We start from the raw sequence: 12,403 nt of genomic DNA on the forward strand, positions 1-12,403 counted from the left end.
AAAACATTCATAGGATAATTTCATGAAAAAATTATTACTTTCTTCGCTTTTACTTGCAAATGGTGTTGCAGTTGCTGCGCCATTTGTCGTAAAAGATATTCGTGTTGATGGTGTTCAACCGGAAACAGGTGCTGCGATTATTTCTGCGCTACCGGTTAAAGTTGGGCAAACTGCAACAGATTCTGATGTTGCTAATGTTGTTCGTAGCCTTTTTGTTCAAAATCGTTTCCAAGATGTGCGTGCAACACGTGAAGGTAATACGCTTGTCATTAAAGTTGCTGAGCATCCTTTAATTAATGTTGTTGATATTGAGGGTAATAGCGCGATTCCTAAGGATGCGTTAGAGCAAAATTTAAAAACAAATTTAATTAATAAGGGTGAAGTCTATGATGCTCAAAAAATTGAATCATTTAGACAAGCATTATTAGAACATTATCATGCAATTGGTCGTTATAATGCTGTCATTAATACTGTAGTTAATCCCTCAGAAAATGGAGGAATGAATGTAAAATTCAATATTACAGAAGGTGATGTTGCTTATGTAAAAAGTATTACTTTTGAGGGAAATCATGTATTTAGTTCAAAAGAATTAACAAAACAATTAGAAATTCAACCAAATGTTTCTTGGTGGAATATTTTTGCAAGTAGTAAGTTTGAGGCTCAGCCTTATTCTAAAGATTTAGAGATATTACGTGATTATTACATGAATCGTGGCTATGCTAAATTTGCACTTACTGGCACGGATGTAAAATTTTCGGAAGATAAGAAAAATGTCGATTTAGTTTACCAAATTTCTGAAGGGGAAGAGTATAAAGTAAGTGAAATCCGTATTTTAGGTAATACCGCAAATATGGATAAAGAGCTAAATGCGGTTCTAAAAGATTATCCAGTTGGTGATCTTTTCCGTAAAGATGAGCTTTTGAAAATTGAAGAAAGTATTAAGCAAAAATTAGGTGAGAATGGATTTGGTTCTGCAAAAGTAGATTTATATCCAAAATTTAATGAAGCAGAAAAAACAGTTCAAATTAATTTCGTCGTAGATGCAGGTCAACGTATTTATGTTCGTAAAATTCGTTTTGAGGGTAATGATGTTACAGCGGATTCTACATTGCGCCGAGAAATGCGCCAACAAGAAGGTGCATGGTTATCTACAACAGCTACGGCATTGGGTAAATCTCGTTTAGAGCGTACGGGTTTTTATGAAAGTGTTGATATGAACATGGTCGATGTGCCGAATACGAATGACCAAGTTGATGTTGTGTATAAAATTAAGGAACGTAATACCGGTAGTATTAACTTCGGTATTGGTTATGGTACAGAGAGTGGTATTAGCTACCAAGCCGGTATTAAACAAGATAACTTCTTGGGAATGGGCTCAACAGTTAGCTTAAATGGGACTCGTAATGACTATGGAACTAGTGTAAATTTAGGATATACCGAACCATATTTTACTAAAGATGGCGTGAGCTTGGGGGGGAATGTTTTCTATGATGATTACGATAACTCAAAAAGTGATACAGCTTCATCTTATAAGCGCCGTAGTTATGGGGTAAATGGTACTTTAGGTTTTCCTGTGGATGAAAATAATTCATACTATTTAGGGCTTGGTTATACTCATGATACTTTAAAAGGTGTTCAACGTGAATTTACGCGTGAGAAATATGTAAATTCAATGAATTTTAAAATTAATGAGAAAGATCCAGCTTACTATTCAAAAATGAAAGCGGATGATTTCGATTTTTCATTTGGATGGAATTATAATAGTTTGAATCGTGGTTACTTCCCAACAGAAGGTGCTACAGCAAATATTGGTGGTAAAGTCACAATACCTGGCTCAGATAATAAGTACTATCGTTTGAATGCAGATTTTAGAAATTATCAACCATTGAATAGAGAGCACAAATGGGTTATTTCAAGTCGTGCAGGTGTCGCTTATGCTAACGGTTTTGGTGGCAAAGAAGTGCCTTTCTATCAGTTGTATAGCGCGGGTGGTATTGGTACCCTACGTGGGTTTGAATATGGAGCAGTTGGCCCTAAAGCTATTTATTATTCCGCAGAAAACAGAGGCTTCACAAGTGCAAGTGAAGATGTCGTTGGTGGTAATGCAATGGCTTACGCAAGTCTAGAATTGATTACGCCAACCCCATTTGTGAACGACAAATATCAGCATAATGTAAGAACATCGCTATTTGTTGATGCAGCGAGTGTGTGGAATACAAAATGGAAACGAGCAAGTTATCCGACCTTACCTGATTACAGTGACTACAAGCGAGTACGGGCTTCAGCTGGTATAGCATTCCAATGGATGTCGCCAATAGGTCCACTAGCATTCTCGTATGCAAAACCAATTAAAAAATATGCGGGTGACTCTATTGAGCAGTTCCAATTTAATATTGGTAGTTCATTCTAAAAGTTGTAAATTAAGCGGTTGATTTTGTACTTTTTGTAAAGTTGACCGTTTGTAATTATTTTAAGGATTAAAACATGAAAAACTTATTTAAAACAACGTTATTAACAACAGCATTAGCAACATCATTAGCGGCAAACGCAGCTGATACCATTGGTTTTGTAGACCCAAATTATGTCATGCAAAATCATCCCGTATTACTAGATGCAACGGCTAAATTTGAAAAATTTATGAAAGATAGCCAAAACCAATTTGGGGATGAAGATAGAAAGTTAGCAGCAGAAAATAAACGTTTAACAGAAGAACGTAGCAAAATTAATGCAGATGCTCAAAAATTACAGAAGGAACAAGAAGCCGTTGAGTCTTCTATTAAGAAAAAAGTGGCTCAATTAGAAAAAGATGCTCCTCGTTTACGTTCAAAAGAAATTCAAGCTCGTCAAGCAAAAATTTCAAATGAAGCAAAAGCCTTTGAAACAAAAGTTGCAGCAATTCAAAAACGTGAAGCGGATTTTATGAAAAAGGCCCAGGACTTTCAGAAGCGAGCTGATGCTTTCCAAAAAAGAATTGATGCGGCAAATAAAAGTGTAGGAGGATTAAATCCACAGGATGTGCAAAAACAAGCGGTGGAAGAAGTCAATGCTACAATTAAAGAAGTTGCTAAATCAAAAGGTTATACTTTGATTCTTCAACCACAAGTTGCACTTTATGCGGAAGATGAAGGTAAAGATATTACTGAAGCTGTGTTAAATGCAATTAAAGCAAAACATCCAGAAATTAAATTACCAGAGCCTAAAGCAGTAGAGCAATCAAAAGAAACAGAATCTAAGGCTGAAGAATCTAAAGTGGAAGATGTAAAAGCTGAGCAACCAAAAGTAGAAGATGTGAAATCTGAAGCAGCATCAGAAGCTAAACCAGAAGAAGCGAAAAAATAATGGCAACTTTCCGTTTAGGTGATTTAGCGGAGCATATCGGTGGCACTTTACGGGGTGACACCGATTTGGCTATTCAAAGCATTGCCGCATTAGATAAAGCAAATGCTTCGCAAATTACATTTATTTCAAATGCAAAATACCGTGAAAATTTAACCGCTTGTCAAGCTGGTGCAATTATTGTCAGCCAAGATGATGTGGCTTTTTGCCGTGAAGACCAAAATTTGGTGATTGTAGCAAATCCGTATGTTGCTTATGCTTTACTGGCTCAATATATGGATAGCACGCCTAAAGCTGCTTCTCAAATTCATCCTTCGGCAGTGATTTCTCCTGATGCGATTTTAGCGGATAATGTGTCAGTAGGCGCAAATGCGGTAATTGAAGCTGGCGTAAAATTAGCAGAAGGCGTAACGGTTGGCGCAGGTTGTTTTATCGGACAAAACAGTGAAATTGGTGCTCGCACTCAATTATGGGCAAATGTTTCTGTTTACCATAATGTTAAAATCGGCGCAGATTGCTTAATTCAAGCTTCCGCAGTGATTGGCTCGGACGGTTTTGGTTACGCTAACGATAAAGGGCAGTGGATTAAAATTCCTCAAACCGGTGGCGTCATTATTGGTAATCGAGTTGAAATTGGTGCTTGTACTTGTATTGATCGTGGCGCATTAGATCCAACCGTGATTGAAGATAACGTCATTATTGATAACCTTTGCCAAATTGCGCATAACGTTCATATTGGTTATGGTACAGCGGTTGCTGGTGGGGTGATTATGGCTGGTAGCTTAAAAGTGGGACGTTTTTGTCAAATTGGTGGAGCGAGCGTACTTAATGGCCATATGGAAATCTGTGATGGTGCGATTATTACCGGTATGAGTATGGTGATGAAGCCAATTACAGAAAAAGGCATTTACTCATCAGGAATTCCTGCTCAAACCAATAAAGAGTGGCGTAAAACAGCAGCTCTTACAATGAACATTGATAAAATCAATGAACGTTTAAAAGCAGTTGAAAAGAAATTAGCATAATTTATTAAGCATGTTTTTATTGAGGTCTGAACAATAATGGCAATTGAAATTCAAGAAAATAGAGAACCTAAAGTAATTGAAGTAACTGAAATCATGGGAATGCTCCCACATCGTTATCCTTTTTTATTAGTGGATCGCGTAACGGACTATGAAGAAGGCAAATGGTTAAGAGCGGTCAAAAATATTACGGTCAATGAACCTTGCTTTACCGGTCATTTCCCTGAAAAACCGATTTTCCCGGGCGTATTAATTTTAGAAGCCATGGCGCAAGCAACAGGCGTATTAGCCGTTGCAACTTATGGTAAAATGAAAGAAGGCGAGCTTTATTATTTTGCGGCAATTGATAATGCTCGTTTTAAACGTCCGGTTGTACCAGGCGATCAGCTTGTTTTAGAAGTTGAATTTATTAAAGAGATGCGTGGCATTACAAAATTTACCGGTAAAGCTTATGTTGATGGTAAGCTTGCTTGTGAAGCCGATTTAATGTGTGCAAGAAAATAACTTTATACCCAAATAAAGAGGGGATTTTATTATGCGTTTAATTGATTCAACCGCAAAAATCAGTCCGTTAGCTGTTATTGAAGATGGTGCTCAAATAGGTGCTCATGTTGAAGTCGGACCATTTTCTGTTATTGGCAAAGATGTCAAAATCGGAGCAAGAACCAAAATTCATTCACACGTTGTAATTAACGGTGTGACGGAAATTGGGGAAGATAACCAAATTTTCCAATTTGCGAGTATTGGTGAAATCAATCAGGATTTAAAATATCAGGGCGAGCCAACAAAAACGATTATCGGGCATCGTAACCGAATTCGTGAAAGTGTGACCATTCATCGTGGTACAGTCCAAGGTGGTGGTGTAACGAAGATTGGCAATGACAACCTGTTTATGATCAATTCACATATTGCTCATGACTGTTGTATTGGTAATCGTTGTATTATTGCCAATAACGGCACATTAGCCGGTCACGTTACATTAGATGATTTTGTGATTGTGGGCGGTATGTCAGCCATTCATCAATTCGCCGTTATTGGTTCGCATGTTATGCTTGGTGGCGGTTCAATGGTTAGCCAGGATGTTCCACCTTACGTCATGGCACAAGGCAACCATGCCCGTCCATTTGGTATTAACTTTGAGGGCTTAAAACGCCGTGGTTTTGATAAACCTGCGATGCATGCGATTCGTGCGGCATATAAGCTAATTTACTCAAGTGGTAAAACAGTAGAAGAAATTCAGCCTGAGTTAGAAGAAATGGCTCATAAAGAACCTGCTGTTGCGGTCTTTTTAGATTTCTTTAAACGTTCAACGCGCGGCATCATTCGTTAAGCTTGAATGAATATCTACGGTATGGCAGTAATGAGGTAAGGCTTTATTACTGCTATATTTTTTATGATTAAGCGGTTGTTTTTATATAAAATGTTACAAAATGCTTATTATGATGAATTAAATAATCATGTTTAAATTTCAATAGGGACTATTATGTTTGAATTGAATCCAATCAAAACCCAATTATCAGATCTCGCTGAACGCACAAATACCCTTAGGGGGTATCTTTGACTTTGATCTTAAGGTAGAACGCTTAGAAGAAGTTAATGCAGAGTTAGAGCAACCGGAAATTTGGAATACGCCGGAAAAAGCACAGGCTTTAGGTAAAGAGAGAGCCTCACTTGAGATGGTGGTTAATACAATCAAAGCGTTAGATCAGGGGATTGAAGATGTTGAAGGGTTGATTGAACTTGCTGTTGAAGCAGAAGATATTGATACTTTTAATGAAGCACAGGCGGAAGCGGATCAATTAGAAGAAAAACTTGCCAAACTTGAGTTTCAGAGAATGTTTAGTGGTCAGCACGATGCGGCGGATTGTTATGTGGATTTACAAGCCGGTTCGGGCGGTACTGAAGCGCAAGATTGGACAGAAATGCTTTTGCGTATGTATTTACGTTGGGCAGAGAGCAAAGGATTTAAAACTGAGTTAATTGAGGTTTCAGACGGCGATGTTGCTGGGCTAAAATCAGCAACTATCCGAGTGTCCGGCGAGTATGCTTTTGGCTGGCTTCGTACCGAAACAGGTATTCATCGTTTGGTGCGTAAAAGTCCGTTTGACTCAAATAACCGCCGTCATACCTCATTTGCAGCTGCCTTTGTTTATCCGGAAGTGGATGAAGATATCAATATCGAAGTCAATCCGGCAGATTTACGTATTGATGTATATCGAGCATCAGGCGCAGGTGGTCAGCACGTGAATAAAACAGAATCTGCGGTGCGTATCACACATATTCCATCGGGTATTGTGGTGCAATGTCAAAATGGTCGCTCACAACATCAAAATAAAGATCAAGCGATGAAACAGCTTAAAGCAAAACTTTATGAGATGGAAATGATGAAGCAAAATGCGGAAAAACAAGCGATGGAAGAAAGTAAATCTGATATTGGTTGGGGGAGCCAAATCCGTTCTTATGTGCTTGACGATTCGCGCATTAAAGATTTGCGTACCGGTGTTGAAAATCGTAATACGCAAGCGGTTTTAGACGGCGATTTAGATAAGTTTATTGAAGCGAGTTTAAAAGCAGGTCTATAATTGGTAAACTTTCAGGTAAATTTGACCGCTTGTATTTGGTGTAGTAAAAAGTGGGGGAATCCCACTTTTTTCATTCTGTGAGGTTGCTATGTTTTTTGCTTCCCTACAATTTAGTATCAGCACAACATTACCCATTATTCTGTTAATGGTTGCCGGTGTTTTTTTACGCCGTAAGAAATTTATTGATGAAGCCTTTTGCCAAACGGCTTCTAAGCTAGTATTTAATTTTACGCTCCCAATTATGCTATTTCTTAATATGCAAAAGGGTGAGTTGGATTATCAGGCGCATCTTTCCTTAGTATTAACAGGCATTGTAGGGACACTCATTACCTATTTTCTAGCAGAATATTGGGCGAGCAAACACATTAAAGAACGTACCTTTCGAGCCGTTTTTGTACAGGGAACGTTTCGCAGTAACGTAGGGATTTTAGGGCTTGCATTGGTGGTCAATGCGTATGGTAATGAAGCGGTGGCAGGAACATCAGTATATGTGGCATGCCTGATTATTTTATTTAACATCTTAGCCGTTATTACTTTAACGAAATCTTTTGCGAAAGGTAAAATGTCCATTCGTGCTTTACTGTTTAGTATTCTGAAAAATCAGCTGATTTTGGCCGTTATCGCAGGTCTGGTGGTCAATTATTATCAAATTTCATTACCAACGCCTTTGTTGAAAACAGGGCAAGCAATTGCGTCTATGACTTTGCCTTTAGCGCTGATTTGTACGGGCGCAAGTATTGATTTTAAAGCATTGAAACAATTTAAACGCCAGCAAAATGAAGATAATCGTAACTATTTAGTGTTGCTTTCTGCTATGGTGCGGTTGATTATTGCACCGATTATTCTTTTTTCGCTAGGAAAATGGGTATTCCAACTTAACGCAATGGAATTAGGGATTATCTTTTTAACCGCTTCATCACCGGTGGCTGCTGCAACTTATGCAATGGTGCGCCATTATGGTGGCGATGCAACATCAACGGCGAATTTGATCGGCATTACGACCGTTGGTTCAATGTTTAGCTCAACGATTGGTTTATTATTACTTAGACAGCTTGGCTGGATTTAATTATTTTTTTTAAGGTTTTTATGTCTCCTCGTTTTGTTCATCTTAAAGTTCACAGTGATTTCTCTATGATTAACGGTTTAGCGAAGGTTAAATCGTTAGTTAAAGCTGCTGCAGCCGATAATATGGTAGCAATGGCTTTAACGGATTTTACTAACTTTTGTGGATTGGTGAAATTTTATGGCGAGTCGCTTGCTTCCGGCATTAAGCCTATTATCGGGGCGGATATTCTCGTGCGTTCGGAGCCGGAAAGTGAAGAGGTTTACGAACTCACGTTATTGGCGAAGAATAATCAAGGCTATCATAATATTACGCTATTACTTTCAATGGCTTACCAACAAGGCTATGCTGATTTACCGCTTGTTGAAAAAGCGTGGTTGGCAGAATATAACGAAGGCATTATTGTCCTTTCCGGCGGACGTTCTGGCGATGTGGGCAAAGCCTTGTTAAAAGAAAATGTAAAAGAAGCCGAAAATCTGACCGCTTTCTATCAACAATACTTTCCTAATCATTTCTATTTTTCGGTTTGTCGAACAGGGCGAACCGATGAGGAACGCTATATTTCTGCTGTCGTGCCTTTTGCTAATCAAAAAGGCATTCCTATCGTGGCGGTTAATGATGTGGTGTTCTTAAAAGAAGATGACTTTGATGCCCACGAAATCCGTGTTGCTATTCACGATAGCTATACACTGGACGATCCTAAACGTCCTAAAAAATATTCACCACAGCAATATTTCCGCTCAGAAGAGGAAATGTGTCGTTTATTCGCAGATTTACCAAGTGCACTAGAAAACACTATAGAAATTGCAAAACGTTGTTCGGTAACCGTGCGTTTAGGCGAATATTTCTTACCGAATTTCCCAACGGGTAATTTAACGACAGAAGAATTTTTGATTAAAAAATCGGAAGAAGGGCTGGAAGAGCGTTTGGCCTTCCTCTTTCCTGATCCTGAAGAGAGAGCAAGCAAGCGTGAGGTTTACGATAAACGATTGCAAGTTGAGCTCGATGTGATTAACCAAATGGGCTTCCCGGGTTATTTCTTGATCGTGATGGAGTTTATTCAATGGTCAAAAGATAACGGTATTCCTGTTGGACCGGGACGAGGATCGGGGGCTGGCTCATTGGTGGCTTATGCGTTAAAAATTACCGATTTAGACCCGCTTGAATTTGATTTACTTTTCGAACGCTTCCTTAATCCGGAACGTGTTTCAATGCCGGACTTTGATGTCGATTTCTGTATGGATGGTCGAGATCGAGTTATTGATCACGTGGCTGAAACCTATGGGCGTGATGCAGTATCGCAAATTATTACATTCGGTACGATGGCGGCAAAAGCGGTTATTCGAGATGTAGGGCGTGTATTAGGACACCCTTACAGCTTTGTGGATCGTATCTCTAAATTAATTCCGCCAGATCCGGGCATGACGTTAGAAAAAGCCTTTGCTGCCGAGCCCAAATTGCCTGAGCTTTATGATAGTGATGAGGAAGTTAAAGCACTCATTGATATGGCGCGCAAGTTAGAAGGCGTTACTCGAAATGCCGGTAAACATGCGGGGGGCGTGGTGATTGCGCCGACTAAAATTACCGACTTCTCGCCACTATATTGCGACTCAGAGGGGTTACATCCGGTTACTCATTTTGACAAAAATGATGTGGAATATGCCGGATTAGTGAAGTTTGACTTCCTAGGCTTGCGGACTTTAACCATCATTAAATGGGCGTTGGAAATGATCAATGCTCGTTTAACGGCGGAAGGGAAAGAGCCTGTTCGCATTGAGAGTATTCCATTAAATGATAAAAAATCCTTTGATTTATTATTAGCAGCCAAAACGACAGCGGTATTCCAGCTAGAGTCTCGGGGTATGAAAGATCTGATTTCTCGCCTTAAACCGGACTGCTTTGAAGATATTATTGCATTGGTGGCACTATTCCGCCCCGGCCCGTTAGAGTCCGGTATGGTGCAGAACTTTATTGACCGCAAACACGGCAAGGAAGAAGTCTCTTATCCGGATGCACAATATCAACATGAGTGCTTAAAACCGATTTTAGAACCAACCTATGGCGTAATTGTTTATCAAGAACAGGTTATGCAGATCGCTCAGGAGTTGGCGGGCTATACCTTAGGTGGTGCAGATTTACTTCGCCGTGCGATGGGTAAGAAAAAGCCGGAAGAAATGGCGGCACAGCGAGAAATCTTTGAAAAAGGTGCGATCGAGAAAAATATTGATGGCGAGCTGGCGATGAAAATTTTTGACTTGGTAGAGAAATTTGCCGGGTATGGATTTAATAAATCGCATTCAGCTGCTTACGCACTCGTTTCTTATCAGACCTTATGGCTGAAAGCGCATTATCCGGCAGAATTTATGGCGGCGGTAATGTCTTCGGAGATGGATAACACGGATAAGATCGTTGGCTTGTATGATGAATGCATCAATATGGGACTTACCGTTGTTCCGCCTGATATTAACAGCGGTAAACACCATTTTTCAGTAAATGAAAAAGGCGAAATTGTTTATGGGTTAGGCGCAATTAAAGGGGTTGGTGAAGGCCCGATTGATGCGATTTTAGAAGCCCGTCAAAAAGATGGCATTTTCAAAGATTTGTTCGATTTAACCGCCCGTGTTGATCTGAAAAAGATTAACCGCAGAACCTTTGATGCACTTATTATGTCCGGCAGTTTAGACAAATTAGGGCCGCATCGTGCAGCTTTGATGAAAAATTTAGAAGACGCTTTAAAAGCCTCGGATCAACATACCAAAATGGAAGCTTTGGGGCAGAGCGATATGTTTGGTGTTTTAACGGAAACACCGGAAGAGGTGCAAAATGCCTATGCCAATACGCCCAAGTGGTCTGAGCAAGTGGTTTTAGATGGCGAACGGGCAACTTTAGGTTTATATTTAAGCGGACACCCCATCGGACGTTTTCTAAAAGAGTTGGCTCATTATGCGCCGGTACGCTTAAATGAGTTGCAACCGACATATCGAGGACAAATGGTTACGGTTGCCGGCATTGTAATGAGCTATCGTGTCGCAGTAACCAAACGAGGAAGTCGGATTGGTATTGCAACCATTGAAGATCGCTCGGGCAAGTTGGATATTACTCTGTTTTCAGAAGCACTTGAGACCTACGGCGATTTATTCATCAAAGATAGTATTATTATTGCGACAGGCTCCGTTCAATTTGACGATTTCAGCGGCGGCTTGAAAATGTCTGCTCGTGAAATCGCAACCCTTGATGAAGCTCGTGTAAGAAATGCTAAGAGCCTAGCATTAGCGATTCATCAAGAGCAATTAAATGCAAAATTTGTTAAAGAATTAACCGCTTGTATTGAGCCTTATAAAGCCGGTGTTCTACCATTGCATTTTTATTATCAAAGCGAACAGGGGCGTGTACTACTGAAAAGTGGTGTAGAGTGGCGTGTTACCCCGAAAGAAGAAATGCTTACAGGGCTTAAAAATTTACTAGGCGAAAGTTCTGTGGAACTTGAGTTTGAATAATGTAAATAACAACATTGAATTGATATTGAGAAGTGAAAATGGATCCATTACAGTATTATTTTCTTGAAATGCGAGAACATTATTTAGATGTTCCTTACCTTAACCAAGCTCGCCGAGTTCGTGTGCTGTTACCTAAAGGGTATAGAGAGGAGGCTGGGCATTATCCTGTGTTATATATGCACGATGGGCAGAATGTTTTTTACAGCAAAGAATCTTATTCTGGCTATTCTTGGAAGGTTATTCCAACGATTAAACATCATAAAGAATTCCCAAAAATCATTATTGTTGGGATTGATAATGCCGGTAAACATCGTTTAGATGAATACGGACCTTGGCGAACAGATACAGGCTCAACACCTGAAACACAAAATGCCGGTGGTTATGGTATGGACTATGGTCGTTGGGTTGTTGAAACCGTGAAGCCTTTTATCGACCAACATTATCGTACAAAACGTGATCGTGAACATACTTTACTTGCAGGGAGCTCGATGGGAGGGATTATTACTGCTTATATGGGCGCAGAATATCCCGAGGTCTTTGGTCATTTAGGCGTCTTCTCTTTAGCTTCATGGTTTAGCGAATCCGCTTTTATGGCGTTTATTCACTCGCATCCGTTAAACCAAGCGAGTAAAGTTTTTATCCAAGTGGGGACGAAAGAGGGCGATGATGTTGATTCATTATTTATCTCAAATATGAATCAGGCTTATATTGATTGCACTCTCAACTATTATCAGGCTTTGCTCCGGACAGGGCATCCATTAGATAATATTCGTTTACGATTGATGGCAAATGAAATTCATCATGAAATGCATTGGGCAGATCATTTTGTTGAATTTTTGCAGTTTTCACTGATGAATCAATAATTGACACGATATTTCTGAATAAAAAACACACCTTGCGGTG

Annotated in this window: 9 protein-coding genes; all 9 read left to right on the forward strand. The window is 39.6% G+C overall.

The window, feature by feature from the left end; genetic code table 11:
* Positions 1-22: 22 nt before the first annotated feature.
* Complete coding sequence (gene bamA / locus DDU33_RS06275) at positions 23-2,410, forward strand: outer membrane protein assembly factor BamA (RefSeq protein ID WP_108923818.1); 2,388 nt, start codon at positions 23-25, stop codon at positions 2,408-2,410.
* Between the two features lie 74 nt (positions 2,411-2,484).
* The gene (locus tag DDU33_RS06280; protein ID WP_005820123.1) at positions 2,485-3,339 is read left to right on the forward strand and encodes an OmpH/Skp family outer membrane protein; all 855 of its coding nucleotides are present in this window, start codon (positions 2,485-2,487) and stop codon (positions 3,337-3,339) included.
* Entirely contained in the window at positions 3,339-4,361 is a 1,023-nt protein-coding gene (lpxD, locus tag DDU33_RS06285) for a UDP-3-O-(3-hydroxymyristoyl)glucosamine N-acyltransferase (RefSeq protein WP_005820122.1), read from the forward strand. Before DDU33_RS06280 ends, lpxD begins: the two co-directional genes overlap by 1 nt.
* A gap of 36 nt (positions 4,362-4,397) precedes the next feature.
* Positions 4,398-4,862, forward strand: a complete 465-nt coding sequence (gene fabZ / locus DDU33_RS06290; protein WP_005820121.1) for a 3-hydroxyacyl-ACP dehydratase FabZ — start codon at positions 4,398-4,400, stop codon at positions 4,860-4,862.
* 31 nt (positions 4,863-4,893) lie between these two features.
* Entirely contained in the window at positions 4,894-5,688 is a 795-nt protein-coding gene (lpxA, locus tag DDU33_RS06295; protein WP_005820120.1) for an acyl-ACP--UDP-N-acetylglucosamine O-acyltransferase, read from the forward strand.
* Positions 5,689-5,841: 153 nt separating this feature from the next.
* Positions 5,842-6,940 (forward strand): peptide chain release factor 2 gene (gene prfB, locus DDU33_RS06300; protein ID WP_108923820.1). Its coding sequence is split into 2 segments (ribosomal slippage): positions 5,842-5,916 and positions 5,918-6,940, totalling 1,098 coding nucleotides; the frame shifts between segments, so codons are not numbered across the junction.
* An 88-nt stretch (positions 6,941-7,028) separates the two neighbouring features.
* A complete protein-coding gene (locus tag DDU33_RS06305; RefSeq protein ID WP_108923822.1) occupies positions 7,029-8,006 on the forward strand; it encodes an AEC family transporter in 978 nt (325 codons plus the stop codon).
* Positions 8,007-8,026: 20 nt separating this feature from the next.
* Positions 8,027-11,500 (forward strand): DNA polymerase III subunit alpha, encoded by a 3,474-nt coding sequence (gene dnaE / locus DDU33_RS06310; protein ID WP_108923824.1) that lies wholly within the window; start codon positions 8,027-8,029, stop codon positions 11,498-11,500.
* 38 nt (positions 11,501-11,538) lie between these two features.
* On the forward strand, positions 11,539-12,363 hold the full coding sequence (locus DDU33_RS06315; RefSeq protein WP_005820116.1) for an alpha/beta hydrolase: 825 nt from the start codon (positions 11,539-11,541) through the stop codon (positions 12,361-12,363).
* Positions 12,364-12,403 lie beyond the last annotated feature (40 nt).

This window comes from Actinobacillus porcitonsillarum (assembly GCF_003101015.1).
Classification (GTDB): domain Bacteria; phylum Pseudomonadota; class Gammaproteobacteria; order Enterobacterales; family Pasteurellaceae; genus Haemophilus_A; species Haemophilus_A porcitonsillarum.

Excerpts from the sequence above, each read along its gene's own strand:
- DDU33_RS06280 (WP_005820123.1), top strand. The coding sequence starts at position 2,485 with ATGAAAAACTTATTTAAAACAACGTTATTAACAACAGCATTAGCAACA.
- lpxD (WP_005820122.1), top strand. The coding sequence starts at position 3,339 with ATGGCAACTTTCCGTTTAGGTGATTTAGCGGAGCATATCGGTGGCACT.
- lpxA (WP_005820120.1), top strand. The coding sequence starts at position 4,894 with ATGCGTTTAATTGATTCAACCGCAAAAATCAGTCCGTTAGCTGTTATT.
- fabZ (WP_005820121.1), top strand. The coding sequence starts at position 4,398 with ATGGCAATTGAAATTCAAGAAAATAGAGAACCTAAAGTAATTGAAGTA.
- DDU33_RS06315 (WP_005820116.1), top strand. The coding sequence starts at position 11,539 with ATGGATCCATTACAGTATTATTTTCTTGAAATGCGAGAACATTATTTA.
- dnaE (WP_108923824.1), top strand. The coding sequence starts at position 8,027 with ATGTCTCCTCGTTTTGTTCATCTTAAAGTTCACAGTGATTTCTCTATG.
- bamA (WP_108923818.1), top strand. The coding sequence starts at position 23 with ATGAAAAAATTATTACTTTCTTCGCTTTTACTTGCAAATGGTGTTGCA.
- DDU33_RS06305 (WP_108923822.1), top strand. The coding sequence starts at position 7,029 with ATGTTTTTTGCTTCCCTACAATTTAGTATCAGCACAACATTACCCATT.